Consider the following 25,292-nt stretch of genomic DNA (forward strand, 5'->3'; position numbering starts at 1 on the left):
TTGAAGGGAGAAAGAACATGAACAGAAGAGAATTCGGCGGGCTGACCGCTGCTGCTGCACTGGCCATGGCCGGTCCATTTCGCGCCTTTGCAGACGAGACCTGCCAATCCCCCTATATGCCCAAGATTACGGGCCAAGAAGAATTTGTGTACGTCTGGACCCTCGGTGTCGAGGGGATGGGCGACGAGCAGGACAAGATGGTAACCGTCGACCTCCGCCCTGGCTCATCCACGCGTGGAGAGGTCATCCACAGCCTCTCTGTAGGGGGCCGAAACGAGGCCCATCATGGCGGCTTCTCCGCAGATCGTCGGTATTTCTGGACCGGCGGGCTTGATACCAATCGCATCTTCATCTTTGACATTCACAGCGACCCGGCGGCCCCCAAGCTGCACAAGGTGATTGAAACCTTCGTCACCGATTCCGGCGGTGTGGTTGGTCCCCACACGTTTTTTGCCCTGCCCGGCAGCATGATGATCACCGGGCTCAGCAATCAGGACGATCACGGCGGTCGCACCGCGCTGGTCGAATATAACGATGATGGAGATTACGTCGCCACCTACTGGATGCCCACCGCAAATGACATGCAGGGCGCCGTTGCGGTGGATGGCGCGGTTGCCGATGGCTACGGCTACGATATCCGCGCGCTGATCCGCAAGAATGTCATGCTCACCTCCTCCTTCACGGGCTGGTCCAACTACATGATGGATTTTGGCCAGATGTTGCAGGATCCCGAAGCGATGAAACGCTTTGGAAACACGATGGTGCTGTGGGATCTGCACACCCGCCAGCCCCGCAAGGTATTCAATGTGCCCGGCGCACCGTTGGAAGTGCGCTTTCCCTGGGGTCCGAATGCCAATTATGCCTTCTCCACCACCGCGCTCACCTCGCAGCTGTGGCTGATCTACGAAGACGATGATGGCGAATGGCAGGCCAAATCGGTCGCGGATATCGGCAACCCGGAGGACATCCCCCTGCCCGTCGATATCTCCATCGCTGCGGATGATCAGACGCTCTGGGTCAATTCCTTCATGGATGGCAAAACCCGCCTATTTGACATCTCGGACCCGCATAACCCGTCGCAAATCTACGAGAAGACCATCGACCGGCAGGTCAATATGGTCAGCCAGAGCTGGGATGGCAAACGGGTCTATTTCTCGTCGTCGCTGCTCGCCAACTGGGACAAGAAGGGCGAGGACGATGTGCAATATCTGCGCGCCTATACATGGGACGGCACAGATCTGGTCGAAGATTTCAATATCGACTTCTATGCCGCTGGATTGGGCCGCGCTCACATCATGCGCTTTGGCAGTTCGGCGCTTTACTCAGCCTGACTGCCAGTTCCCGGGGCGGCCAGCTGCCGCTCCGGTCTCCCCTTGCGGACCTAAACTTGCCGGAGGATCTCCATGCGCAAGACAACACTCGCTGTTTCCATTACCGCCGCTGCGGCCTTGCTGACGGGCGTTGTCGCCCTGGCCGACACCTGGCGTCCCTCAGATCTGCTCGCACGGTTGACACCTGCTGCGCTGCGGACCGCCACCACTCCCTTTTCCGATATCTTCCCGAGCGATCCCGCCTTCCAGTTCAGCCCACCGGAACCGGGATCCTATAGGCTGAACCGGCTGAAGCCCGCACCCGATGGCGCGGTTCTGACCACAAACGGAATACAAACCCGCCTGCACCAGCTGTTCGACGAGAAAATCACCCTCGTCAGCTTTGTCTATCTTACCTGTGGCGATGTGGACGGCTGCCCGCTGGCCTTCTCGACGCTTTATGACATCCATGATGCCAGCGCCCAGCTGCCCGGACTGCGCCAGAAGGTGCAGCTTATGACCATCAGCTTTGACCCCGAGCGCGACACGGTAGAGGCGATCGCCGCTTTTGCCCACCCGGTCAGCAGCGACCCCGCCAGCGCGCAGAAACTGGACTGGCACATCCTGACCACCGCTGACGCGGAGGCGCTGCGCCCCTTGCTGGATGGATTTGGCCAGGTGATTGATCGCGGATCCTCGGATGATCAGATCAATCACCTGCTGCGGATGTATCTGGTCGACACCCAAGGCATGATCCGCAACGTCTATGGTCTTGGCCTGATCGACCCGCGCCTTTTGATGACCGACGTGGAGACCCTACTGATGGCGGAGGCCGCAGAGTGACCCGCCGCCCGCCCGCCTTGCTGCGTCAACGTCTTGCACCATGTGCGGCGCTTCTGGCTCTGCTCTGGACCGTCCCGGCATCGACTGCGGCACCGCTACAGATCTCGGCGGAAACCTGTGAACGCTCACCCGATAATTGGGCTGAAGCTGCGTCAAGACGTAGCCTGACGCCGCAGCTCGGCCTACCGCCATTGCAACATCCGGCCGACAACCCGCCCACAGCAGCACGCATTGCGCTTGGCCGACGGATCTTTTTTGATCGCGCCTTGTCGATCAACAACACCATGTCCTGCGCCATGTGCCATGTGCCGGAACAGGGATTTGCCAATTGGGAGCTGGCGACCTCCATCGGCGTCGAGGGGCGCAGCGTGAAGCGGAATGCTCCCAGCCTGATCAATGTCGGCCTGCTGCGGCCCCTGTTTCATGATGGGCGCGACCCTACACTGGAAACCCAGTTCATCGGACCGCTCACCGCCCGCAACGAGATGGCAAACCCATCGGTGGACCACGTGGTTGCCTATCTTCAGGAGCAGGCTGACTATGACCGATTGTTTCGCGAGGCATTTGGTGCCTCCGCGTCTCTGGATCGCATAGGTATGGCGCTCGCGGCCTACCAGCGCGCGTTGACGCTGGGCAACAGCTCGTTCGATCGGTGGTTTTATGGCGGCGACAGCGCTGCTGTTTCTTCGGCCGCCAAACGTGGTTTTGACGTCTTTCGCGGCAAGGCAGGCTGCGTCTCCTGCCACAGCATCGGACCAGATGACGCGCTCTTCACCGATCAGCAGTTCCACGACACAGGCTACGGGCAGATGCGCGAACTGGCGCGACAGAACCCGCCCGAAACCCTGCCGGTTCAGGTCGCTCCCGGCGTGGTCCATCAGATCGACTACGCGCTGGTTCGCGCCGTCAGCGGTCCGCGGGAGGCCGATTTGGGGCGCTACGAAGTCACCGAGGATCCACGCGACCGATGGCGTTTCCGCACGCCGACGCTGCGCAATCTCGCCGTCTCGCCGCCCTATATGCACGACGGCGGGTTCGGCACCCTTGCTGAGGTGATCGACTTCTACAATGGTGGCGGTGCCAATCTGCCCGGTCAGGATCCGCGCATTCGACCGCTCCGTCTGACCGATGGCGAACAGCGAGACCTGCTGAGCTTCCTCGAGACGCTCACCTCTTCGGGACTGGACTGCCTCGTCGCGGAGGCACGCCAGCGATAGGCGCCGAACAGCCCGCGAAACCGGTCGGGCGTCCTGAAATCGCCCAAACTCCATGATCAATAGCCGAAACAGACCTGAAGAGGGCGCGTCTCACTCTAGGTGATAGCCGCGAAACTCCTTCACCGTAGAAACCGCCAGCAAGGTCTTCATCTGTGCGACCGACGGGATGTCCGACAACCGGTTGCGATAGAGGTTTTCATAGGTTTCCGTATTGCGCGCCGCGACACGTATCAGATAGTCGAACTCCCCCGAAATCAGGTGGCATTCCAACACCTCGGGCATACGGGCAATGGTGTTCTCAAAGGCCTGGATATGCTCGCGCTGCTGACCGACCAGCTTGATCTCGATAAAGATCTGAAGCTCCAGACCAATCTTCTTGCGATCCAGCCGCGCGGCATAGCCTTCGATCATACCGCTGGCTTCCATCAACTTGACACGACGGTGACATGCGGACAAAGACAGCCCTACTTTCTCCGAGAGGCGCGCCATTGATATCTGACCATCCTGCTGTAGGGCGGAAAGAATACGAGAATCCAGCATGTCCATCGGAAATTTTCCCAGTACTTAATCGTTATCCGCACATTTTTCCGAAATTTTCCGAATAGGCAAGGAAATCGAGAACCTTTCCTATCAACGACGTCATAAAATTGAGACACTTCGTCACAGGGATGACGTAACCAAGGGAGGGGCAGATGGCCTCAAAAATCGTAGTTGGCTACGACGGCAGCACAAGCGCGCGGAGTGCGCTCAACTTTGCGCTGGGTGTAGCAAAGGCACAGGGCGGCAGCATCGTAGTCGCGCATGTGCTGGAATGGTCACCATATTCTTTTCTATCCGCAGCCGAGCTGGCAGAGCGCCACAAGCGCCGCACCGAAGAGCTTGAACGCGCCGAGACCGCGCTGATCCAGCCCCTGCTCAAGGATCTTGAGACCAGCGGTGTCGAGGTCACGGCCACCGTGAAATACGGTAATATCGCCGAGGTTCTCGTGTCCATCGCGAAGTCCGAAGGGGCCAATCACGTGGTTATCGGGCGCACCGGCCATTCCGCATTGTCATCGCGGCTGTTTGGTTCGGTCGCAGGCAGTCTGGCGCAGGCTGCGCCGGTTCCGGTCACCATTGTCCCATAACTGATCGACAGGGGTCATCATGAACAGTTTTTCCAAAGCGGCCGCACTGGCCGTCCCCGGCGCCCTAGTGCTGTCGGGTCCGCTAATGGCACAGAGCATCGACCAGAAGGTCAACGATCTCTTTGCCAGTTCCACGGGCTGGTTTGTCAATTTCATCTTCAGCCCATTTCCGGGCACCAGCTTCCCGTGGATCGTGGCATGGCTGGTAATTGCAGCGACGATTTTCACCATCTATTTCGGCCTGATCCAGTTCCGCGCCTTCCCGCACTCGATCTCGCTGGTGAAGGGCGACTACTCCGACCCGAATGACGCAGGCGAGGTCAGCCATTTCCAGGCTCTGGCCACTGCGCTTTCCGGCACCGTTGGCCTTGGCAATATCGCAGGCGTCGCGGTTGCGGTTGGCATCGGTGGTCCTGGCGCAACCTTCTGGATGATCCTCGCGGGTCTGATGGGGATGGCGTCGAAATTCACCGAATGTACGCTCGGTGTGAAATACCGCAACGAATACCCTGACGGCACTGTTTCCGGTGGCCCGATGTACTACATGACCAAGGGCTTTGCTGCACGTGGCCTGCCCGGGGGCAAGTTCATGGCGGTCCTGTTCTCGATCTTCTGCATTCTGGGCGCCCTTGGTGGCGGCAATATGTTCCAGGCCAACCAGGCCCATGCCCAGCTGACCAATGTTCTGGGCGACTATCCGGGCTGGGTCACCGGCGTTATCTTCGCTGGTGTCGTCTTTGCCGTGATCATTGGTGGCCTGAAGTCGATCGCCAAAGTCACCGAAAAAGTGGTGCCGTTCATGGGCGTGCTCTATGTGCTGACCGCGCTGGTGATCATCCTGATGAACTTTGACAAAATCGGCTGGGCCTTTGGCCAGATCTTCGACGGTGCCTTTACCGGTCTTGGCGTTGCGGGCGGCATGGTTGGCGCACTGATCCAGGGCTTCAAACGCGCGGCCTTCTCCAACGAAGCGGGCGTTGGCTCCGCGGCAATTGCCCACTCCGCCGTGCGGACCAAGGAGCCGATCACCGAAGGTTTCGTCTCGCTCTTGGAGCCGTTCATCGACACCGTGGTGATCTGCACCATGACCGCCTTGGTGATCATCATCACCGGCCAGCTGGTCAGCAACCCTGAAACCGGTCTCTACGTGCTGAACGAGGCAGGAAGCGCGATCCAGACCGTGGATGGCAATTCCGGCGTGGCTCTGACATCTGCGGCCTTCTCGTCGGCATTTGGCTGGTTCAAGTATATTCTGGCCATCGCGGTGATCCTGTTTGCCTTCTCCACCATGATCAGCTGGTCCTACTACGGCCTCAAAGCCTGGACCTTCTTGTTCGGTGAGGGCAAGACCACTGAACTGGTCTTCAAGGTGATCTTCTGCCTGTTTGTCATCATCGGCGCCGCGGCAAGCCTGGGTCCGGTCATCGACTTCTCCGATGCGGCAATCTTTGCCATGGCCGTGGTGAACATCGTCGCGCTCTACTTCCTGATGCCAATCGTCAAGGGTGAGCTGAACAGCTACATGGCACGCCTCAAGACCGGTGAAATCAAGAAGTTCCAGTAACAAAGCAGCAACCCGGCCGCCGATGGTGGCCGGGTTATTAGGCTGATCCGTCGCCGCGATTGTGCCGACCTTCGGACAGCAACACCCGCGCCTCATGGCTGCGCAAGGACCGCCGCGCCGTCGGAAAGGCCTGCCCCATACTCTCCAGCTCCGGGAACAGTTGGCAAAGCTCTGACCGCTGGGCCATATCCATCCCCGCCAGTGTCAGGTCACCGGGCTGAAAACTCTCGCTCCAGGCTCCATCGGCGCAGATGATTTCGTGCTGATCGAAGAGCAGATGAATATAGGTCACATCCAGTGTTCGCGCCCGGCGGATATCGCGATCGTTGATCAGATGCACAGCCGCCACCAGCACCTCGTTTGAGCCGAACAGCAGTTCGGCACGGCTTCCCGTCAGCAGCATCCTGTGTTGCGGTGACACCATCATATCCTGGTTCGGCACAAGCTCGGCCCCCTCCTGGCCGAGCGCCCCGGCCTCAATCAGGATCGGCTGGAACTGAGGGCGGCGTGCCAACTCTGCCGTTGTAACCACCCGTCGCGCGGTCCAGCGCAGGGTTTGCAACCCGCTGTCGCGCGTCAGGACGCGATCACCAATCTCCAGATCCTCAACCGGAACCGCACCCTGAGGTGTCAGGACAAGGCTGCCCGGCGTAAAACAGGGAATGACCTCCTCGATGTTATAGAAGGTCAACGTTCCAACGGTGTCATTGTTGTTGTTCGTGACCTCGACCCGGCCGTCCTCGCGGTCAGCGCTGGTATAGATGATCCGGGTGTTTCCAAGCGCGCGCAGCTCGCTGATATCAAGCCGGTCGTAATCATCACCACCTTCGCCACCATCGACGATATCCCCGGCCCCGCCGATCAACAGATCCCGGTCATCCTCGCCGTATAGGCTGTCCGCACCCGCACCGCCGATCAGCGTATCAGCGCCGCTTCCGCCTTCGATTATGTCATCTTCGCTGCCGCCATCCAACGAGTCGCCGCCTGCGCCGCCACTCAGCTGGTCATAGCCCTCGCCGCCCAGCAACGTGTCATTGCCGACGCCGCTGTTCATCACGTCGTCGCCACGGCCACCTTCGCCATAAAAGGATGACCCGGCGGTGCTCCCATCGAGATAGTCATTGCCATCGTCGAGGAAGATGCGGTCGGAATCTTCATAGACACCGATAAAGGCGAGGTCGTCGCCATCGCCGCCATGGATCTCATCATTGCCCTGGCTGCCCGCCAGAATGTCATTGCCAGCCCCGCCCCAGACGGTGTCGGTTCCCATGCTGCCGATCAGCGTGTCATTGCCGTCTTCACCATAAATCAGGTCATCCTGATCGCGGCCAAAGACATGGTCGTCCCCTTCCCCCGCATAGATCAGATCGTTGCCATAGAGCCCTTCGAGCTGGTCATTGCCAGCCCCGCCATAGATCGTGTCATCGCCATAGCCTGCGGTGATCGTATCGTTGCCATCGCCGCCCAACAGCAGATCGTTATCGTCGCCGCTGCTAAGCGAGTCATGCCCGATACCACCTTCCAGCGTGTCGCGCCCGGCGCCGCCCTCCAGCGTGTCGCTACCGATGCCACCTTGCAGCAGATCATCACCAGCGCCGCCCTGTAGCAGATCGTTCCCATCGCCGCCAAGCAGGGTGTCCGACCCGATACCCCCTTCGACCGAGTCATCGCCGGCGCCTGCATCGACCCGATCATCCCCCTCACCTGCGATAACGGTATCATTGCCGCCGCCGGCCTCGATCACGTCATCCTGGGAGCCATCAGCCGCGTCGGCGCTGTCGACCCGATCGCCTTCGGGATCGCCCAGATAGTTGACGTCGATGCGCTCGCCGGACTCGGTGCCTTCGACGATGTAATCCAAGGCCGGCGGGATCGTGAACGTCAGATCGGACAGTCCCGCTCCGCCGGAAACAGGTGCGTCCCCCCCATTGTCAAAGATCACATCCAGCTGCGAAACGGGGCCGTCGATTGCAATACCGATATCGGCGGCTGTGCTGCCCTCAGCCTCGATCGAGACCGTACCATCGGCGTTGACCGTGACCTGATGGTGGGTAACCCCGGTCAACCCGGCAATGATCTGCGATGCGGGGATCAACACACCGCTTGCGTCCAGCACCCGAAGCGTAAACTTATCGTCATTCGAACTGCCGTTCGAATTCACATGCTGAAGATCAAACCGTAAATTTGTGACAGGATTGGAGAACCCGTAACTTGCGGTGATGGGATCGCTGACGCCAAAGGCACCGAAATCGGAAACCGCGTAGCCATCCTGCGAACTGTCCCAGCTGTCCGCTGTGAACGTGCCTGTCACAACCGTGGTATTGCCGCCTTCACTCAGTGAGGTAGACCCACTTTGCGCGGTGCCGTTGATGCCGGTCAACCAGATCGCATTGTCAAGAATGGCCATGTCTCGCGTCTACCTTGTACCTAACAATTAACTCCGCTCCAGCAACAGCAGCGGACACCCCGCGCCGATACAGCCGGCGCCCCCGATGACGCGCCCGCGCCCAGATCCCACAGGCGGCGCGCTGTTCGGGTCCAGGGAAAAACACATCCAACGGCCAAGATTTACCCGGCAAACACGTCCAACACAGGACCGCTCTGGGACCGGTGCTGGCCCATTTTGCGGTCAGAATATGGCGAAACGCCGGACCGGTGCCGCTGCGATGGTCCGCGCGACAGGGCTACGGCTAGAGTTTTCAATGCAAAATCAATAGCAGCGGCGGCCAAAACCTGACTAAACTGCGTTCATGCAGCGCGCAGATGGTCGCGACGTCTGCTCAATGAAAATGACTTCGTTAACAGGGACAAACAACATGCTTCAGGAATTCAGAGATTTCATTGCCAAGGGCAATGTGATGGACATGGCCGTCGGCATCATCATCGGCGCCGCCTTTACCGCGATCGTCAGCAGCATGGTCAACGACCTGATCAACCCCATCATCGGATTGTTCACTGGCGGGATCGATTTCACCAACTCCTACCTGGTCCTTGCGGGCAACGTCCCTGAAGGTGCCAGCCTGGAGGCCGCACGTGAGGCGGGCGCCGCTGTGTTTGCTCACGGTGCCTTTGTGATGGCAGTGATCAACTTTCTGATCATCGCATTCGTGGTGTTCATGCTGGTGCGCTACGTCAACAAGGTCAAAGACGCCGCTTTCCGCAAGCAGGAAGCCATGCCCGCCGAGGAAGCCCCCGCCGGCCCCACAGAGCTGGATGTCCTGTTGGAAATCCGCGACTCCCTGAAACGGTAAGCAGACACAGACGATCCGCAGGTGGCATCCTGCGGCCGGTCGGACTAAGGCCACATCTCGGGCACCGGCGACCTCGCGTTGCCGGTGATCGGGCATTCCTTTGAGACAATGGCAGGGACCAGACAACGACATGGAAGAATGGATCGAACAATTGGGCGCGCTCTGGCCCTTGCTAATCAGTACGGCCAAGGCGCTGGTTGTGCTGGTGCTTGGCTGGATAACCGCCGGTATCATCAGCAGCGCCGTGCGCCGTCGCATCAACGCGACGCCACATCTGGATCAAACACTCGGTAATTTTGCCGCCAGTGCCGTCCGCTGGATATTGCTGGCCATCGTGCTGGTCGCCGTGCTTGGCATCTTTGGGATAGAGGCCACCAGCCTGGTCGCCATGCTCGGCGCTGCGACCCTGGCGATTGGCCTTGCTCTCCAGGGAACGCTGAGCGATCTGGCTGCGGGCGTCATGCTGGTTCTATTTCGCCCCTACAAGCTCGGCCAGTATGTCGATATCGGCGGCACCTCCGGCACCGTGGTTGACCTGAACCTCTTCGTGACCGAACTGGTCACACCGGACAACGTCCAGATCATCATTCCCAACGGTCAGGCCTGGGGTGCAATCATCACCAATTACTCCGCCCATGACACCCGCCGCGTGGATATGGTCTTTGGTATCGACTATGGCGACAGCGCCGATGACGCCAAGGAGATCATCATGGCCCTCGCCGAGGCCGATACACGGGTCATGGCGGATCCTGCTCCTTGGGTCCGGGTGACCAATCTTGGCGACAGCTCGGTCGATCTCACCGCACGTCTGTGGTGCAAGGCCGCGGATTATTGGGAGCTGAAGTTCGCAATGACCCAAGCCGTCAAAGAGGCTTTTGACGACAAGGGCATCTCAATCCCCTACCCGCACAGCGTGGAAATCAAGAAAGAGGGCTGATCTCCCGGCAGCCGCCCCGGATCTACGTGCAGGGCGGCTGTCTATGGCTTCGAAAGCGTGTTAGCGCGGGATCGCTCTGGTCATCACCAGTGTCGGCTCTTGACGGTAGTTGGCTTCGTGACTGGCGCTGTAGCCCATCTTCTCGGCGACTCGGATCGAGGCTGCGTTGTCAGGATCCAGAAGACAACAGGTTGATCGCCATTGGGTCGCCTCGGCAGCCCACCGGTGTATGCGCTCGACCGCCTCTGTCGCCAGCCCCTTCCCATGCTCCGCTGGCATCAGCCCCCAGCCCGCCTCGGGCACCGAGCCGAGCGGAGGGTCGATATCGCGCTGATAATCGGCAAAGCCGGCGGTGCCGAGATAGCGTCCGTCGTCGTGGCTGGTGATCGCCCAGTAACCGTAACCCAGCACCTGCCAATGTCCGATGTAGCGCAACAGGCGCGTCCAGGTTTCCTCGCGGCTGGCCGGGCGACCGATCGTATGACGGACAACCACCGGATCCATCCACAACGCCGTCAGCGCATCAAAATCCTCCAGCCGGTGCGGGCGCAGCGACAGCCGCTCCGTCGTCAATGTCGGCCCGGTCACGCAGGCAGGCTCCCCTGCAACACGTAGCGCAGGATTTCGACAACCTGCCGCGGTTCTTTCGCGACAGCCAAGGCAGCGGCATGTACCTCTTTCAAGGCATGCTGATGCTCATCCTGGGACAGGACAATCAGCGACTTGCCCAGAGCGGCCGCATAGCCCGCATCAAAGGCCGCGTTCCACTGTTTGTATTTTTCGCCAAAGCGGACCACGACGATATCCGCGTCTGACAGACCCTTGCGGGTGCGAATGGCATTGACCATCGCGCCTTTGTGGTCGTGCCAATACTTGTTCGGCTCACTGCCCAGAATAGCCACACCGCAGTCATCGCTGGCGTCATGATCGGTAACCGGGCTGGCAAAATGCACATCCAGGCCCGCTGCACCATCAATAATCTGGTCCCGCCAATCGGTGTGAATTTCGCCTGAGAGATATACGTTCAAAGTCACGGAATGTCCTTTCCTGCGCGAGCAGCTGACGGTTTCGGCCCGCCCTGCCAGATGCTGTCTGTTCCTGGCCCCGCCAATGTGATGTGCCCTGGCGCCGGGACCACAGCCCGTTCGGCCAGCAGGCAGAGTATCCAACAGCTGCAACAATTCGTCCACCGCTTCGCGTCAGGTCAGGAAGCTAGCGCCGCCGTGCCACCAGATAACGGCTCGGTATCGAGATCGGGTAATTGCCGGTCTCGATAATCTCGAACCCGGCCCGCTCCACAGCGGCCTCCAGCTCAGCAATACTTAGCAAAGCCACCGAACTCGGCGCCTTTCCGACCAGACGCATCAATGGGATCAGTACCGAGAACATCCAGTATTTCAGGCTGCCACGCGCCTCGCCCAGACAGGGTGTCTTGGAAATGAACAGCTTCCCACTCGGCACGCGTTCGGCGACCGACGCAAGTGCGGCATCCACATCCGGAACCAGATGCAGAAGGTTGAAAGCCATCACCACGTCAAACGGTCCGGCTGGCAGCGCGTCGTCACCGCAATGTTCAAAGGTCACGTTGTCCGCACCGGCCTGCGCGGCCCTGTCGCGACCGATGCGCAGCATTCCCTCCGACAGATCGGTTGCGGTCATCGCCGAAACCGCGTCCGACAGTGCGATCGCGGTGGATCCCGTACCGCAGCCCACTTCCAGCACGTGGTCGCCCGCCTTCAGATAGGCTCTCGTGCGCTCCAACGTGTATTGATAGGCGGCCTCATCCCGGATTTTGGATTTGGCGTATTTGGGGGCAGTCCTGTCCCAGAAGCGCGCATCGGTTGTCATCTCTGTCCTCCTAAGATGGCTACAGGCTACCCATGCAGAAACATAAGTAAAATTGCCAAAATTTGCAGTTGAGGTATACATATTTGTATGGATAAACTCGACTGGAATCATATCCGGGCGTTTCTGGCGACGGCAGAAACCGGCTCCCTCTCCGCCGGTGCGCGCAAGCTGGGGCTGACCCAACCGACCCTGTCCCGACAGGTCGCAGCCCTCGAAGCCGATCTCGGTGTGATGCTGTTTGAACGTCCGGGGCGCCGTCTGGCACTGACTTCCGCAGGGCAGGATCTGCTGGACCACAGCCGCAGGATGGGGGCCGCAGCCGAGGGCCTGTCACTGGCGGCCAGCGCCTCGGCCCAAACCATCGAAGGCACCATTCGGATTACCGCAAGCGACGTCGTGTCGGCCTATGTGCTGCCGCCTGTGCTGCGCCAGATCCGACAGCGCGCGCCGCGGCTGACGATTGATGTCGTGGCCGCCAACGACATCCGGGACCTGATGCGACGCGAAGCGGATATTGCCATCCGCCATGTGCGCCCTGACCAGCCGGAACTGATCGCGCGCCTCGTGCGCGAAGCCCGGGCGCATTTCTACGCGGCCCCGAGCTATCTGGAGCGACGGGGTCGTCCGGCATCAACCAAGGAGTTGGCAGACCACGATTTTGTCGGTTTTGCCGATGTGGACCGTTCGATTGACTTCCTGGCACCGCTTGGAATCCATCTTGCGCCGGAAAACTTTCGGATCAAGTCCTCCAGCGGTCTTACCGCCTGGGAGCTGGTCAAACAGGGCTTCGGCATCTGCCCGATGATGGAGGATGTGGCCGAGCCCACGCCCGGCATTGAACGGCTACTGCCGCGGCTGGATCCAATCGTATTTCCGATCTGGCTGACCACTCACCGCGAGCTCCACACCAGCCGCCGCATCCGGCTGGTCTTTGACCTTCTGGCAGATTTTCTCGCCCAGAACTGAAAACGCGCCCTCAACCTGGGCGCGTTTCCAGAATAATACAGGTTTCAGCCAGAGGTCACAGGCGCCGTTATCCGCGCAATGTTCCGCCGGTGGCCTTGGTGACTTTTGTGACAATCTTGTCGCTGACCGCTTCGATATCCTTTTCGGTCAGGGTTTTTTCGGTCGGCTGCAAGCGGACCGTGATGGCCAGAGACTTGTTGCCCTCTCCCAGGCTGCCGCCGATGAACTCGTCAAAAACTCGCACATCATCAATCAGCGCCTTGTCGGCGCCTGCGGCGGCATTGACCAGGGTAAGGGCTTCGACGTCCTCGGCCACGACAAAGGCGAAATCACGCTCGACCGCTTGCAGGTCGCTTTGAACCAGCGCACCACGATTGGCCCCGGTTTTGCGTGGCATCGGAACTTCGTCAGGCCATATGGTAAAGGCAACAGCGGACCCCTTGATCCCCATTTCGCTCAGAACCTTCGGGTGCAGTTCGCCAAAGACACCCAGCACTTTCTTCGGACCCAGGCAGATTTTGCCATGCCGCCCCGGATGCCACCAGGGCTCTGCCCCGCGAAGGATCTGGACCTTGGCCGGCGCACCGATTGCGGCCAGAACCGCCTCGATATCTGCCTTGGCGTCAAACGTGTCGACCGCGCGGCTGGTGCCATGCACGTCCTTGGGGCCGGTACGGCCAACCAGAAGGCCGGAAATCAGGTTATGCTGCTCACCCGGTTCACCACCGTGAAAAGCAGGTCCCGCCTCGAAGAGCGCCAGATCCATGAAGCCACGCGCCTGATTGCGTGCGGCAGCCTGCAACAGCCCGGGCAACAGTGCCGGACGCATGTGCGACATCTCGGAGGAGATCGGATTGGCCAGCATGGTCGCATCGTCCCCGCCACCAAACAGCGTTGCAGAGGCCTTGTCGATGAAGGTGTAGCTCACCACCTCGTTATAGCCGAGGCTGGCGCAGGTCCGCCGCGCGATCTGCTGGCGGCGTTGCTCAGGGGTCATCACCGGTGCAGGGACGCCATCTGTCAGGCGCGGCAACGGCTTGCCTTCCAGTTTCGTGAGCGACGCGATACGCGCCACCTCCTCCACCAGATCAGCCTCCCCCATCACGTCCGGGCGCCAGCTCGGAACATGGGCCATATTGCCCTCAAGCCGGAAACCCAGACGGGTCAGGGTCTGGCGCTGCTCGGATTCCGGGATATCCATCCCGACCAGCGACTGGACCCGCTCGGGATCCAGCTTGTAGGCGCGCGCGTGATCCGGTACAGCGCCTGCGATCACCACATTCGACGGCTCGCCACCGCAGAGGTCGAGGATCATCCGGGTGGCATGATCGAGACCTTCACGGGTGTATTCGGGGTCGACGCCCCGCTCGAAACGGTAGCGCGCGTCCGAGTTGATTTTCAGCGCCCGGCCAGTGGTCGCGATCTGCACATGGTCCCAGAATGCACTCTCAAGGAACACATCGGTCGTTTCCTCGGTGCACCCGGTGTCGGCCCCGCCCATGATGCCCGCAATGCTCTCCGGGCCGTTGTCGTCGGAGATGACCATCTGCCCTTCGGCGAAGGTGTAGTCCTTCTCATCCAGCGCGGTCAGCGTCTCGCCACCCGCTGCCCGGTGGATGCGCAGATTGCCCGCTACCTTGGCTGCGTCAAAGACATGCAGTGGGCGGTTCTGATCGAAGGTGAAATAATTGGTGATATCAACCAGTGTCGAAATCGGACGCAGACCAATGGCGCTCAACCGGTCCTGTAGCCACTGCGGGCTAGGGCCGTTCTTCACGCCGCGGATCAGGCGACCGGTGAACAGCGGGCAGCCATCCAGCGTATCTGCGTCGATATTGACCTTGATCGGGCTTTCGAATCCGCCGTCGACCGGCTCGATATCAAGCGGCTTCAATGTGCCCAGCCCGCGTGCGGCCAAATCCCGCGCGATCCCCCTAACCCCCAGCGCATCCGGGCGGTTCGGCGTGATGGCGATTTCAATAACGGGATCGACCTTGGCCGGGCTATTCTCGGCCAGCCAATCGACGAAGCGATCGCCGACATTGCCCGAAGGCAGCTCGATGATGCCGTCATGTTCATCCGACAGTTCCAGCTCGCGCTCGGACGCCATCATGCCAAAGCTCTCGACACCGCGGATCTTGCCCACACCGATGGTGATGTCGAGACCGGGAATATACATGCCCGGTTTGCAAACCACGACGGTGATACCTTCACGGGCATTGGGCGCGCCGCAGATGATCTGCATCTCGCCTTCATCGGTGTCGACCTTGCACACCCGCAGCTTGTCCGCGTCGGGGTGTTTCTCGGCATGTTTCACATAGCCGAGCGTAAAATCCTTCAGCCGGTCCGCAGGGTTCGACACACCTTCGACCTCAAGCCCGAGGTCGGTCAGTGTTTCGGTGATGTCCTCGACGGAGGCCTCAGTGTCGAGGTGGTCTTTCAGCCAAGAAAGAGTGAATTTCATCGGTCCGGTTTCCTATGGCAAGCCATGCATGTTGCAGCAGGCAATGACAAAGATTGCCCCCATGTGCAAGCCTTGGCTCCGCTCTCGGCCTAAGGATAGCTGGGGGTGAGACCCAAAAGCTCATCCAGCTGCCGACCGATCCAACCATGCGGGATGAAATGCCCGCCCGAGTGCAGATCCAGGGTGACATCATGCCCACCGCAGCTCCAGCCGGTGCGCGAAAACGTCAGGAAACTGCGGACCTGCCAATCTCCCTGCGCCTCGCCTCCGCCGGAACAGTCGAACGCCCGCCGCCACAAGGCCACCGGATAGGTCACATCACCCCCCGGCCCCATCGGAAAATCCATCACCGTGTCCGCAAGCCCGTGCACATGCCGAACCTCCTGCGGGGCCTCGGCGCAGGTTTCGGTTTGATCAATACTGCCCGCCACCGCCAGCAATGCCGCAATCCCCTTGCCGCTCTGGCAGGCGTAACGCCAGGCCATGGCGGATCCGTAGGAATAGCCCGAGACAAAGACCTGTTCGGCATCGACCGGGTAGCGTTTTGCCACATCCGCCAGCACCGCATCGGCAAAGGTCACATCCTCGGTGTCTGCCGTCCAGAAATTCCAGCTCTTGCCACGGCCATTCGGGGTGACCAGCAATACGCCCCGCCGTTTGGCCGAGGCCCCGACCCGATCGGAGCGCAGCGCATGTTTGCCTGTTCGCGACCAGCCATGAAAATGCATCAGCACAGGCAGCGGCGCGACACCGTCCCAGTTATCAGGCTCCATCACGTGATAGCTGCGATCTCCCAGCGCGCAGGCCAGCTCTTCGCCGCAGGGGTCTGCATTTGCCTTCCACGGCCCCATGGCCGCGACAGAGGTGGCGTACATGTAAGCGGTTGAGAGCAAGAGTAGAAAACGTGTCATAGACGGGAGACTACCCGACACCACGCCCCTGTCATTTCACATGTTTGTGGGGCGGTGAACCTAGGCCCCCAAACCAAAACGCCCGCCTCAGGTACGAGGCAGGCGTTCAGAAGTCCGTCATCCGGGCCTAGCGGCTCAAACCACCGTGCAGCGTTGGCACGTCGAGACACTGGAAACCGTAGTGGCGCAGCCAGCGCAGGTCGCTGTCGAAGAAGGCGCGCAGATCAGGAATACCGTATTTCAGCATCGCGATCCGGTCGATCCCCATCCCGAACGCAAACCCCTGATAGATGTCCGGGTCGATCCCGCCAGCGGCAATCACCTTGGGGTGCACCATGCCGGAGCCGAGGATTTCAAGCCAGTCGTCACCCTCACCGATTTTCAAGGTGCCATCTTTCCAGGAACAGCGGATATCAACCTCGGCCGACGGTTCGGTGAAGGGGAAATGCGACGCACGGAAACGCAGATCGACGCTGTCCACCTCAAAGAAGGATTTCACGAATTCTTCCAGCACCCATTTCAGGTTCGCCATGGAGATGTTCTTGTCCAGCGCGAGGCCTTCGACCTGATGGAACATCGGCGTGTGGGTCTGGTCGTAATCAGCGCGGTAAACGCCACCCGGACAGATGATGCGCAAAGGCGCACCCATCTTCTCCATCGAGCGGATCTGGACGGGGCTGGTATGGGTGCGAAGCACATGCGGCGGACGGTTATCGCCCTCGGCGCGGTGCATGTAGAACGTGTCCATCTCAGCGCGTGCTGGATGGTGACCGGGAATATTCAGCGCATCGAAATTGTACCAGTCGGTGTCGATACGCGGACCTTCGGCAACGGAGAAACCCAGCTCGGCAAAGATCGCGGTCAACTCCTCGCTGGCCTGGCTGATCGGATGCAGAGTCCCGCTGCGCGTCGGGCGGGTCGGCAAGGTGACGTCCAGCCATTCGGTCCGCAGGCGCGCATCCAATGCGGCATCGGCCAGCCCGGCCTTCTTGGCGGCGAGTGCGGCGTTGATCTCATCCTTCAGCGCGTTCAGGGCCGGACCCGCAACCTGACGCTCTTCAGGCGTCATCTTGCCCAGCTCACGCATCTTCAGCGCGACTTCGCCCTTTTTCCCAACAGCTGCAACCCGGATGGTCTCCAGCGCGTTTTCATCGGCAGCATCGGCGATCTGCCCGAGATATTTTGCTTTAAGATCGTCCATGACGGTCCCCTGAATAATGCTGCAGCCCTGCTACCACAGCAGAAGCTGAAAGCAAGCTTTTGAACCGGTTCTCTGCCAATCGGGCGGCAATCGCGACAATCCGGCAGCCTCCCCGCCTCCGTCAGACCGTATAGCCTGCCTCTCTAGCAGATCAGCAACAGCAAAAGGGCCGCCCTTTGCAGAGCGGCCCTTTCGGAATTGTCTTGCGCCTAAGCTTAGGCTGCCAGTGCGCTCTGTGCCTGCTTCACGATGGCACCGAATGCTTCGGGCTCGTGTACGGCCAGATCGGCCAGCACTTTGCGGTCCACTTCGATACCGGCCAGGGTCAGGCCGTTGATGAAGCGGGAGTATGTCAGAGCCTCGTCGTGGCTACGCACAGCTGCGTTGATCCGCTGGATCCACAGCGCGCGGAAATTCCGCTTGCGGTTCTTACGGTCGCGGGTTGCGTATTGGTTTGCCTTGTCAACAGCCTGACGCGCGACCTTGAAGGTATTCTTGCGACGGCCATAATAGCCTTTTGCGGCCTTGATGACTTTCTTGTGACGGGCGTGAGTTGTGGTACCACCTTTAACGCGGGACATATCTCAGATCTCCTCTTAGCGGTCGTAGGGCATGAAGCCCTTGACGATCTTTGCGTCGGGTGCCGACAGGGTAGTGGTGCCGCGGGCGTCGCGGATAAACTTGCGGGTCCGCTTGATCATGCCATGGCGCTTGCCGGCCTGACCTGCGAGGACCTTGCCGGTCGCGGTCACTTTGAAGCGCTTCTTGGCGCTCGATTTTGTCTTCATTTTGGGCATTTCCGTCTCCTTCAATGCGGGTTCGGTCTATGCGCGACTCGGCATGCCACACTGGGCCGGCCACGCGAACAGGGCTGCCGTTTACGCAAGCTGGACCATAAGGGCAAGCAGATTCTTCGAGCAGGCGGCCAATCCGCCCTCCTTGAGGTTCAGTCAGCGCGGCCTCGACAGTCAGCGCGCGCCATGACGCTCAGGTAAAGCGGCCAATCACCCGGAAAATGGCTTTCGGGATATCGTCGATCTGATACCCGCCGGATTTGGTACTGAACGCATATAGGAGCAGACCCACCGCCACGACAAGAAAAACCGCCGACACCCTGGGGGTGCGGCGGTCGGTAGCGGCAGACAACAGCGCGGGTATTGCCAGAAAAGCCAGCAACAACCCAAGCACCAGTGCCAGATCCGTATCCATGCTGCGCGTCCTCGCAGAAGACTAAGACGCGTTCAGGTTACTCCGGGTCGGTGCTGTAGATCAAACGTTCATCGCAGGGTGCCACACGCAGGATGTTGGTGGTGCCCGGAACGTTGAAAGGCACACCGGCCGTCACGACGATCTGATCGGTTTCCCCGGCGAACCCGCCGGAACGGGCGGCACGCGCGGCACCGACCACAGCGCCTTTGAAGCGTTCCTGATCCGGCGTCACAACACAGTTGCAGCCCCAGCTCAGCGCCAGACGGCGGGCTGTCCGGTTCAGCGGCGTCAGCGCAATGATCGGCACGCCCGGACGCTCACGTGCGGTCAGCAGCGCGGTGGTGCCGCTTTGGGTATAGCAGCAGATCGCCTTGATCTCGGTCTTCTCGGCGATTTCACGCGCGGCAGCGACAATGGCGTCGGCGACGGTATCGCCTTTGGCCGAGCGGGAAGAGGCAATGATCTGGCTATAGGTCGGATCCACCTCTACCTCGGTGGCGACATTATCCATCGTCTTCACCGCTTCGATCGGGTACTGGCCTGCCGCGGATTCAGCGGAGAGCATGATTGCATCCGCCCCCTCGTAGATCGCGGTTGCCACATCGGAGACTTCGGCGCGGGTCGGCATCGGGCTTTCGATCATGCTTTCCAGCATCTGGGTGGCCACGATCACCGGTTTGGCAGCTGCACGGCAGCGACGCACCAGACGTTTCTGGATCGGCGGCACTGCAGCAACCGGCAGTTCAACACCCAGATCGCCGCGCGCAACCATGATCCCGTCGGAGGCATCTAGGATTTCATCGAAATTGTCGACCGCAGCCGGTTTTTCGATTTTCGACAGCACTGCCGCGCGACCATCCGCAAGACCACGTGCCTCGTAGACGTCCTTGGCGCGCTGAACAAAGGACAGCGCCAGCCAATCGACGCCCAGCCCGCAGACAAATTCCAGATCGCCGCGATCTTTCTCCGACAGGGCCGCCAGCGGCAGCACCACATCGGGAACATTCACCCCCTTGCGGTTGGAGATTGTCCCACCTGTGGTGACGGTACAATTGGCGAAGTCGTTGCCGCAGGTCTCCACCTTCAGGCGAATCTTGCCATCGTTGACCAGCAGATGGGCACCGGGCTGCAGGGCTTCGAAAATCTCGGGGTGGGGAAGACAGACGCGATTCACGTCACCCTCTGCCTTGTCCAGATCCAGCCGGAAGGACGCGCCTTCGATCAGCTCCTCCGAACCATTGGCAAAGACGCCGACACGCAGCTTCGGCCCCTGAAGGTCGGCGAGGATGGCAATCGAGCTGTCCAGATCAGCCTCGACCTTGCGAATAATCGCATGTTTGGCGGCAATCTCTTCGTGGCTGCCGTGCGACATGTTCAGACGGAACACATCTGCACCCGCCTCATGCAGGGCACGGATGGTCTCATAGGTTTCGGATGCCGGCCCAAGGGTGGCAACAATCTTTACATTGCGCGATCTTCTCATGGGGTCATCCTCTTCATCGGCTGGAACGGTGTTATCGCAAACATTGCTGCGGCGCTTATCGCCTAATTCCCATTTTGCCGCAACTCCCCTAAAGCTTCATCATCAAATGGCGACGGACAGATGACATATTCACCATTCTTCTTGCATGGGGCCGGGCGCCCTGCCCGCTGGGTGATCTGCTGCGATCACGCCACCAATCATGTCCCCCCCTTTGTGAACAACGGCGAACTTGGCCTGCCGCGCGCGGACATGGAGCGCCACATTGCCTATGATATCGGCGCCTATGGGGTGGCACAGCAGTTGGGGCAGCTTCTGGATGCGCCGGTCATCGCCTCCAATTTCTCGCGACTGGTGATTGATCCAAACCGTGGCCCGGATGATCCGACCCTGCTTATGAAACTCTACGACGGGACCATCATTCCCGGCAACCGCCACGCCGATGCGGCCGAGCGAACGGCGCGGATGGCGGCCTGCTACCACCCCTATCATGATGCCCTGGCCGAGCTGCTGATGCGGCCCGGCGCAATTCTAGTGTCCATCCACTCCTTCACCCGCCAGCTGCGCGGACGCCCGCCACGCCCTTGGCACATCGGAATCCTGTCACCTGACAACGAACCCCTGTCGCCCCATATCGTCACCGAGCTGAAGGCGCAGCCGGACCTCTGCGTCGGCGTGAATGCGCCCTACACAGGCTATCTGCCCGGCGATACGCTGGATCGACATGGCACCGCCCATGCGCGCCCAAACACGCTGATCGAACTGCGCAACGATCTGATTGCCAGTGCAGCCGAGCAGCAGGGCTGGGCCGAACGTCTGGCCAATGTACTGCCCTGCGCCTTGGACAAATCAGGTCTCTGACACCCGATTAGGGCGCGACCACCGGTGCGAGTTGCCCCGCCCGGGTGCAACTGCTAGTCACGCAGATAGTGTCATGGAAGGAGCCCGACATGGACAAGCAGACCCAGATCGAACTAGAGGCGGCCGCCTTCCGCCGGTTGCGCCAGCACCTGATGGAAGACCGCACCGATGTGCAGAACATCGACATGATGAATCTCGCAGGGTTCTGCCGCAATTGCCTGTCGCGCTGGTATCAGGAAGCCGCCAATGAACGCGGCATCGAGATGGGAAAAGCCGAGGCACGTGAAAGCTTCTACGGCATGACCATGGATGAATGGAAAGCCAACTATCAGACCGAGGCCTCTGTCGAGAAACAGGCCGCTTTTGAGACCGCATTTCAAGAGAATGTAGGAAAAGAGCCCTCCTGACGGTCCAGCGCCGCCACCACGGACCGCGAGGTTGCTGCCGCGTGAAGCGACCTGATGAAGGCCCCGTCAGGGGCCTTTTTTGCGTCACTGCGCCCCTGACACATAGGCGATCATAGCCGATTGGTCGCCGGCTGGTCAGATCACGCCGATTTCCGCAAGCGCCTGCGACAGCTCAGGCGGCAACGGCTTTTCCGCCACACGCCCTTTTCGCAGATCCGGCGGCGTGTCCTCCGGCTTCAGATAGCGCCACCCCTGAAAAGCCCGCCGCGTTGCGACCTGTGTACGGTGGATTTCCGGCTCCAGAACAATTGCACAGCGGCGGATTCCGTCGCCACCGATCACCTCGTCCAGCCGCAGAATGCGTTGACGACACTGGATTTGTCCCTTGATCACCCAATAGATCGACCCACCATTGAGGATCTCCGCTTCGCGCTTGGGCCACATCCGCGTAACATGGCGCGGCAATCCCTCCGGCAACTGCTTGCGGTACTCCGCCTGCCAGGCTGCCAGCCCGTCAACAGTTTCAGTCCCAACGGAAAGTTTCACGAGGTTGATATAGTTATCCACAAGATGCCCACAGAGTCGTCCAGATGATCAACTCTATATTGTAGGTCAGACTGGCAGATCGACAAGGTGTTGTGGTACGATGATGATAAATTTACGCCTCCGCGCGATTTCTGCGTTGAGGATATCGGCGCGGCTGGTGTAGTCAGGCCGCCACCTTGCCACGACCGACCATAGGGATTCGCCATATGAGCCGCTTTGCCGCCCCGATTGCCGAACAGATCTGGGACATGAAATACCGTTTCAAACAGGCCGATGGCACCCCCATCGACCAGACCGTCGAAGACAGCTGGCGCCGCATCGCCCGCGACCTGGCACGGGCTGAGACCGATCCCAAGATGTGGGAGGACAAATTCTACGGTGCGCTTGAGGACTTCCAGTATCTGCCCGCTGGCCGGATCACCGCCGGTGCCGGCACAGCGCGGCAGGTGACCCTGTTCAACTGCTTCGTGATGGGCACCGTCCCCGACAGCATGGCTGGCATCTTCGACATGCTGAAAGAGGCCGCGCTGACCATGCAGCAGGGCGGTGGCATCGGCTATGACTTCTCCACCATCCGTCCGCGCGGCGCCGATGTGAAAGGTGTTGCCGCAGACGCCTCTGGCCCGCTCAGCTTCATGGATGTCTGGGACGCCATGTGCAGAACCATCATGTCCGCAGGCTCGCGCCGGGGCGCGATGATGGCGACCATGCGCTGCGACCATCCCGATATCGAGGCCTTCATCACCGCGAAATCCGACCCCGCCCGCCTGCGCATGTTCAACATGTCCGTGCTGGTCACCGACCCCTTCATGGAAGCGGTAAAGGCAGATGGATCCTGGGATCTGGTTTTTGGTGACAAGGTTTATCACACCGTCCAGGCGCGGGACCTGTGGAACAAGATCATGCAGGCGACCTATGATTACGCCGAACCCGGTGTGATCTTCATCGACCGCATCAACAAGGCCAACAACCTGTCCTACGTGGAACAGATCGCGGCGACCAACCCCTGCGGCGAACAGCCCCTGCCCCCCTATGGCGCCTGCCTGCTTGGCTCGATCAATCTGGCGCGCCTGGTCAAGAACCCCTTCGAGAAAGACTCCGAACTGGATCCGCAGGCCCTGAAAGAGCTGGTCGCCACCGCGGTGCGGATGATGGACAACGTTGTAGACGTGTCGAAATTCCCCTTGGAGGCCCAGGCACAGGAGGCCCAGAACAAGCGCCGCATCGGTCTTGGTGTAACAGGCCTTGCCGACGCACTGCTGATGCTGGGGCTGCGCTATGGCTCGGACGAAGCCGCGCGTCAGACCGAGGATTGGCTGCACGCGATCGCCCGCGCGGCCTATCTGGCCTCGGTGGATCTGGCCAAGGAGAAAGGCGCCTTCCCGCTGTTCGATGCGGACGCCTACCTGGCGTCGGGCACCATGATGAATATGGACGAGGATGTGCGCGACGCAATCCGCGAACACGGTATCCGCAACGCGCTGCTGACCTCCATCGCACCGACCGGCACCATCTCGCTTTATGCGGGCAACGTGTCCTCGGGGATCGAACCCGTCTTTGCCTATGCCTATACCCGCAAGGTCCTGCAAAAGGACGGCAGCCGCACTGAAGAGGAAGTCGTGGATTACGCCGTGCAGATGTGGCGCGACAAGTTCGGCGACAAGGAGCTGCCCGACTATTTCGTCAACGCCCAGACCCTGCCCCCCTCCGACCACGTCAAGATGCAGGCGGCGGCGCAGAAATGGATCGACTCGTCGATCTCCAAGACCATTAACTGTCCCGAAGACATTTCCTTTGATGAGTTCAAGGACGTCTACATGCAGGCCTGGGACCTCGGTTGCAAAGGCTGCACCACCTATCGCCCCAATGACGTAACCGGCTCAGTCCTGACCGTCAGCGAAAGCTCCGACAAGGCGCCGGGCGAAAGCGCCGATGCACCGCATCAAAGTGATATGGGCGAGAATGGCGCCGAAGTGGTCTATATGTCAGAGCCGCTGGACCGCCCGCAGTCTCTGGAAGGTCACACCTACAAGCTGAAGTGGCCGGATTCCGAGCACGCCATTTACCTCACCATCAACGACATCATCATCAACGGCCACCGCCGCCCGTTTGAGGTCTTCATCAACTCCAAGAACATGGAGCATTACGCCTGGACCCTGGCGCTGACCCGGATGATCTCGGCCGTGTTCCGCCGTGGCGGCGATGTGTCCTTTGTCGTCGAGGAGCTGAAAGCGGTCTTCGATCCGCGGGGCGGCGCCTGGGTGCAAGGCAAATACATCCCCTCCATTCTGGCGGCGATCGGCGGCGTGATTGAAACCCATATGGTGGCAACCGGCTTCCTCGAAGGTGAAGGCATGGGGCTGAAATCAGATCCGCAAGCGGAAGTGGTTTCCCTCAATGCTCCACGCGGCAAACCCTGCCCCAGCTGCGGCCAATACGATCTGCAGATGGTGGAAGGCTGCATGACCTGCCGCAGCTGCGGCCACAGCAAATGCGGGTAACCTGCGGCACCTGATGTCTCGACAGTCGGACGCAGCATGACCTGCCCATTCAGAGGCGCTTCTTAGCCTTCTGATGCACAGTAAATAGACCACCGGGAGCCCCGCTCTCGGTGGTTTTCTATTAAGCATACTTTCTGCAAAACACCGACTTTGTTGGAGGTTTCTTTCAGGAAAAGCAGCCTGCCTTCAACGTGGAGTTCGCCATCGGCTCCCGGGAAGAGGGAAAAAACTCGCTAGCTGCGCATCCGTCAGCTAGAAGAGATCAGACATGGTCAACACTCAGTTTTCGAACCGTGAGTCACGCATCCTGTCAGAAACCAATCGGCCTCCCCCTCGGTGAAACGATCGAGCCTGTGAGCGATTTCCTGTCAAGCCCCTGGAATACCGAAGAAAAGCGATGGCTCTTGGGACAAGAACCATCTTCAACGCGACCATCAAATCACCATGGGCCTACGACAGATAGACCGTTTGCCGCAGGGCGCAAGCTGCTGAGAGTTTTGGATTTTTGGATATCTTCACATCAAAATGTGAAATGGTGCGGTCGAGAAGACTCGAACTTCCACGGGTGTTACCCCACAGCGACCTCAACGCTGCGCGTCTACCAATTCCGCCACGACCGCACTGTCTTGACTTGGTGTAGCGGCGTATA

At 60.2% G+C, this 25,292-nt stretch carries 24 protein-coding genes, 1 tRNA gene and 1 pseudogene; 11 read left to right on the plus strand and 15 right to left on the minus strand.

All coding sequences use genetic code 11. The features are described from left to right. Positions 1-17 precede the first annotated feature (17 nt). From VWY60_RS11790 to VWY60_RS11800, 3 genes are all read left to right on the plus strand, one after another. A complete protein-coding gene (locus VWY60_RS11790) occupies positions 18-1,331 on the plus strand; it encodes a selenium-binding protein SBP56-related protein (RefSeq protein ID WP_416540564.1) in 1,314 nt (437 codons plus the stop codon). 72 nt (positions 1,332-1,403) lie between these two features. Next, a complete protein-coding gene (locus VWY60_RS11795; RefSeq protein ID WP_416540565.1) occupies positions 1,404-2,153 on the plus strand; it encodes an SCO family protein in 750 nt (249 codons plus the stop codon). Continuing rightward, positions 2,150-3,370, plus strand: a complete 1,221-nt coding sequence (locus VWY60_RS11800; RefSeq protein WP_416540566.1) for a cytochrome-c peroxidase — start codon at positions 2,150-2,152, stop codon at positions 3,368-3,370. The genes VWY60_RS11795 and VWY60_RS11800 overlap by 4 nt, the downstream gene beginning before the upstream one ends. Before the next feature lie 90 nt (positions 3,371-3,460). On the opposite strand, the gene VWY60_RS11805 is transcribed toward VWY60_RS11800, so the two are convergent. Together VWY60_RS11805 and VWY60_RS11810 are read right to left on the minus strand one after the other, a co-directional pair. Next, positions 3,461-3,781 carry an Lrp/AsnC family transcriptional regulator gene (locus VWY60_RS11805; RefSeq protein WP_416543842.1) on the minus strand — a complete coding sequence of 107 codons (321 nt, stop codon included), beginning with the start codon at positions 3,779-3,781 and terminating at the stop codon, positions 3,461-3,463. Positions 3,782-3,784: 3 nt separating this feature from the next. Continuing rightward, positions 3,785-3,916, minus strand: a pseudogene (locus VWY60_RS11810) (AsnC family transcriptional regulator); the annotation flags it as partial. A gap of 146 nt (positions 3,917-4,062) precedes the next feature. Between VWY60_RS11810 and VWY60_RS11815 the strand changes: the two are divergent. Next, the gene (locus VWY60_RS11815) at positions 4,063-4,497 is read left to right on the plus strand and encodes a universal stress protein (protein WP_416535851.1); all 435 of its coding nucleotides are present in this window, start codon (positions 4,063-4,065) and stop codon (positions 4,495-4,497) included. Positions 4,498-4,516: 19 nt separating this feature from the next. Next, entirely contained in the window at positions 4,517-6,061 is a 1,545-nt protein-coding gene (locus tag VWY60_RS11820) for an alanine/glycine:cation symporter family protein (protein WP_340544732.1), read from the plus strand. A gap of 37 nt (positions 6,062-6,098) precedes the next feature. On the opposite strand, the gene VWY60_RS11825 is transcribed toward VWY60_RS11820, so the two are convergent. Then, positions 6,099-8,468, minus strand: a complete 2,370-nt coding sequence (locus tag VWY60_RS11825) for a Hint domain-containing protein (RefSeq protein WP_416540567.1) — start codon at positions 8,466-8,468, stop codon at positions 6,099-6,101. A gap of 409 nt (positions 8,469-8,877) precedes the next feature. On the opposite strand from VWY60_RS11825, the gene mscL reads away from it, so the two are divergent. Both mscL and VWY60_RS11835 read left to right on the plus strand, forming a co-directional pair. Further along, positions 8,878-9,312, plus strand: a complete 435-nt coding sequence (mscL, locus tag VWY60_RS11830; RefSeq protein WP_340544729.1) for a large conductance mechanosensitive channel protein MscL — start codon at positions 8,878-8,880, stop codon at positions 9,310-9,312. A gap of 130 nt (positions 9,313-9,442) precedes the next feature. Further along, positions 9,443-10,249: a mechanosensitive ion channel family protein gene (locus tag VWY60_RS11835; protein ID WP_416538424.1), complete on the plus strand. Its 807-nt coding sequence runs from the start codon at positions 9,443-9,445 to the stop codon at positions 10,247-10,249. Positions 10,250-10,309: 60 nt separating this feature from the next. Here VWY60_RS11835 and VWY60_RS11840 read toward each other — a convergent pair whose 3' ends face one another. The 3 genes from VWY60_RS11840 to VWY60_RS11850 form a co-directional block, all read right to left on the minus strand. Continuing rightward, positions 10,310-10,837: a GNAT family N-acetyltransferase gene (locus tag VWY60_RS11840; protein ID WP_416540568.1), complete on the minus strand. Its 528-nt coding sequence runs from the start codon at positions 10,835-10,837 to the stop codon at positions 10,310-10,312. Then, positions 10,834-11,283 (minus strand): YtoQ family protein, encoded by a 450-nt coding sequence (locus tag VWY60_RS11845; RefSeq protein WP_416535848.1) that lies wholly within the window; start codon positions 11,281-11,283, stop codon positions 10,834-10,836. Before VWY60_RS11845 ends, VWY60_RS11840 begins: the two co-directional genes overlap by 4 nt. A gap of 178 nt (positions 11,284-11,461) precedes the next feature. Then, positions 11,462-12,097: a class I SAM-dependent methyltransferase gene (locus VWY60_RS11850; RefSeq protein WP_340544723.1), complete on the minus strand. Its 636-nt coding sequence runs from the start codon at positions 12,095-12,097 to the stop codon at positions 11,462-11,464. Positions 12,098-12,184: 87 nt separating this feature from the next. Between VWY60_RS11850 and VWY60_RS11855 the strand changes: the two genes are divergently transcribed. Continuing rightward, a complete protein-coding gene (locus VWY60_RS11855) occupies positions 12,185-13,063 on the plus strand; it encodes a LysR family transcriptional regulator (protein ID WP_416540569.1) in 879 nt (292 codons plus the stop codon). 67 nt (positions 13,064-13,130) lie between these two features. On the opposite strand, the gene pheT is transcribed toward VWY60_RS11855, so the two are convergent. The 7 genes from pheT to pyk form a co-directional block, all read right to left on the minus strand. Next, a complete protein-coding gene (gene pheT / locus VWY60_RS11860; protein ID WP_416540570.1) occupies positions 13,131-15,527 on the minus strand; it encodes a phenylalanine--tRNA ligase subunit beta in 2,397 nt (798 codons plus the stop codon). Positions 15,528-15,616: 89 nt separating this feature from the next. Further along, on the minus strand, positions 15,617-16,438 hold the full coding sequence (locus VWY60_RS11865) for an alpha/beta hydrolase family esterase (protein WP_416540571.1): 822 nt from the start codon (positions 16,436-16,438) through the stop codon (positions 15,617-15,619). A gap of 127 nt (positions 16,439-16,565) precedes the next feature. Beyond that, positions 16,566-17,639, minus strand: coding sequence for a phenylalanine--tRNA ligase subunit alpha (pheS, locus tag VWY60_RS11870; protein ID WP_340544717.1), 1,074 nt, complete (start codon positions 17,637-17,639; stop codon positions 16,566-16,568). A 215-nt stretch (positions 17,640-17,854) separates the two neighbouring features. Then, on the minus strand, positions 17,855-18,220 hold the full coding sequence (rplT, locus tag VWY60_RS11875) for a 50S ribosomal protein L20 (RefSeq protein WP_014873789.1): 366 nt from the start codon (positions 18,218-18,220) through the stop codon (positions 17,855-17,857). 15 nt (positions 18,221-18,235) lie between these two features. Beyond that, the gene (gene rpmI, locus VWY60_RS11880; RefSeq protein WP_014873788.1) at positions 18,236-18,436 is read right to left on the minus strand and encodes a 50S ribosomal protein L35; all 201 of its coding nucleotides are present in this window, start codon (positions 18,434-18,436) and stop codon (positions 18,236-18,238) included. Between the two features lie 190 nt (positions 18,437-18,626). Next, entirely contained in the window at positions 18,627-18,848 is a 222-nt protein-coding gene (locus tag VWY60_RS11885; protein WP_340544710.1) for a hypothetical protein, read from the minus strand. A 37-nt stretch (positions 18,849-18,885) separates the two neighbouring features. Next, positions 18,886-20,331, minus strand: coding sequence for a pyruvate kinase (gene pyk, locus VWY60_RS11890; protein WP_416540572.1), 1,446 nt, complete (start codon positions 20,329-20,331; stop codon positions 18,886-18,888). Between the two features lie 120 nt (positions 20,332-20,451). Between pyk and VWY60_RS11895 the strand changes: the two genes are divergently transcribed. Together VWY60_RS11895 and VWY60_RS11900 are read left to right on the plus strand one after the other, a co-directional pair. Further along, complete coding sequence (locus tag VWY60_RS11895; RefSeq protein WP_416540573.1) at positions 20,452-21,189, plus strand: N-formylglutamate amidohydrolase; 738 nt, start codon at positions 20,452-20,454, stop codon at positions 21,187-21,189. Between the two features lie 89 nt (positions 21,190-21,278). Next, positions 21,279-21,596: a DUF1244 domain-containing protein gene (locus VWY60_RS11900; protein WP_416535842.1), complete on the plus strand. Its 318-nt coding sequence runs from the start codon at positions 21,279-21,281 to the stop codon at positions 21,594-21,596. Positions 21,597-21,731: 135 nt separating this feature from the next. Here the strand turns inward: VWY60_RS11900 and VWY60_RS11905 are convergent, their stop codons facing one another. After that, positions 21,732-22,163 (minus strand): DUF1489 family protein, encoded by a 432-nt coding sequence (locus VWY60_RS11905; RefSeq protein WP_416538417.1) that lies wholly within the window; start codon positions 22,161-22,163, stop codon positions 21,732-21,734. 185 nt (positions 22,164-22,348) lie between these two features. Here VWY60_RS11905 and VWY60_RS11910 point away from each other — a divergent pair, with 185 nt between their 5' ends. Further along, complete coding sequence (locus VWY60_RS11910; RefSeq protein ID WP_416535840.1) at positions 22,349-24,643, plus strand: adenosylcobalamin-dependent ribonucleoside-diphosphate reductase; 2,295 nt, start codon at positions 22,349-22,351, stop codon at positions 24,641-24,643. Positions 24,644-25,176: 533 nt separating this feature from the next. Here VWY60_RS11910 and VWY60_RS11915 read toward each other — a convergent pair. Continuing rightward, positions 25,177-25,263: transfer RNA gene (locus VWY60_RS11915), tRNA-Leu, on the minus strand. Positions 25,264-25,292: the final 29 nt, after the last annotated feature.

It is taken from the genome of Phaeobacter sp. JH20_26, from assembly GCF_048056275.1.
Classification (GTDB): domain Bacteria; phylum Pseudomonadota; class Alphaproteobacteria; order Rhodobacterales; family Rhodobacteraceae; genus Phaeobacter; species Phaeobacter bryozoorum.

What these genes read in the sequence shown, in the direction of transcription:
- VWY60_RS11790 (WP_416540564.1), top strand. Translation starts at nt 18, where the DNA reads ATGAACAGAAGAGAATTCGGCGGGCTGACCGCTGCTGCTGCACTGGCC.
- VWY60_RS11795 (WP_416540565.1), top strand. Translation starts at nt 1,404, where the DNA reads ATGCGCAAGACAACACTCGCTGTTTCCATTACCGCCGCTGCGGCCTTG.
- VWY60_RS11805 (WP_416543842.1), bottom strand. Translation starts at nt 3,781, where the DNA reads ATGATCGAAGGCTATGCCGCGCGGCTGGATCGCAAGAAGATTGGTCTG.
- VWY60_RS11815 (WP_416535851.1), top strand. Translation starts at nt 4,063, where the DNA reads ATGGCCTCAAAAATCGTAGTTGGCTACGACGGCAGCACAAGCGCGCGG.
- VWY60_RS11820 (WP_340544732.1), top strand. Translation starts at nt 4,517, where the DNA reads ATGAACAGTTTTTCCAAAGCGGCCGCACTGGCCGTCCCCGGCGCCCTA.
- VWY60_RS11825 (WP_416540567.1), bottom strand. Translation starts at nt 8,468, where the DNA reads ATGGCCATTCTTGACAATGCGATCTGGTTGACCGGCATCAACGGCACC.
- mscL (WP_340544729.1), top strand. Translation starts at nt 8,878, where the DNA reads ATGCTTCAGGAATTCAGAGATTTCATTGCCAAGGGCAATGTGATGGAC.
- VWY60_RS11835 (WP_416538424.1), top strand. Translation starts at nt 9,443, where the DNA reads ATGGAAGAATGGATCGAACAATTGGGCGCGCTCTGGCCCTTGCTAATC.
- VWY60_RS11850 (WP_340544723.1), bottom strand. Translation starts at nt 12,097, where the DNA reads ATGACAACCGATGCGCGCTTCTGGGACAGGACTGCCCCCAAATACGCC.
- VWY60_RS11855 (WP_416540569.1), top strand. Translation starts at nt 12,185, where the DNA reads ATGGATAAACTCGACTGGAATCATATCCGGGCGTTTCTGGCGACGGCA.
- pheT (WP_416540570.1), bottom strand. Translation starts at nt 15,527, where the DNA reads ATGAAATTCACTCTTTCTTGGCTGAAAGACCACCTCGACACTGAGGCC.
- VWY60_RS11865 (WP_416540571.1), bottom strand. Translation starts at nt 16,438, where the DNA reads ATGACACGTTTTCTACTCTTGCTCTCAACCGCTTACATGTACGCCACC.
- pheS (WP_340544717.1), bottom strand. Translation starts at nt 17,639, where the DNA reads ATGGACGATCTTAAAGCAAAATATCTCGGGCAGATCGCCGATGCTGCC.
- rplT (WP_014873789.1), bottom strand. Translation starts at nt 18,220, where the DNA reads ATGTCCCGCGTTAAAGGTGGTACCACAACTCACGCCCGTCACAAGAAA.
- rpmI (WP_014873788.1), bottom strand. Translation starts at nt 18,436, where the DNA reads ATGCCCAAAATGAAGACAAAATCGAGCGCCAAGAAGCGCTTCAAAGTG.
- VWY60_RS11885 (WP_340544710.1), bottom strand. Translation starts at nt 18,848, where the DNA reads ATGGATACGGATCTGGCACTGGTGCTTGGGTTGTTGCTGGCTTTTCTG.
- pyk (WP_416540572.1), bottom strand. Translation starts at nt 20,331, where the DNA reads ATGAGAAGATCGCGCAATGTAAAGATTGTTGCCACCCTTGGGCCGGCA.
- VWY60_RS11895 (WP_416540573.1), top strand. Translation starts at nt 20,452, where the DNA reads ATGACATATTCACCATTCTTCTTGCATGGGGCCGGGCGCCCTGCCCGC.
- VWY60_RS11900 (WP_416535842.1), top strand. Translation starts at nt 21,279, where the DNA reads ATGGACAAGCAGACCCAGATCGAACTAGAGGCGGCCGCCTTCCGCCGG.
- VWY60_RS11910 (WP_416535840.1), top strand. Translation starts at nt 22,349, where the DNA reads ATGAGCCGCTTTGCCGCCCCGATTGCCGAACAGATCTGGGACATGAAA.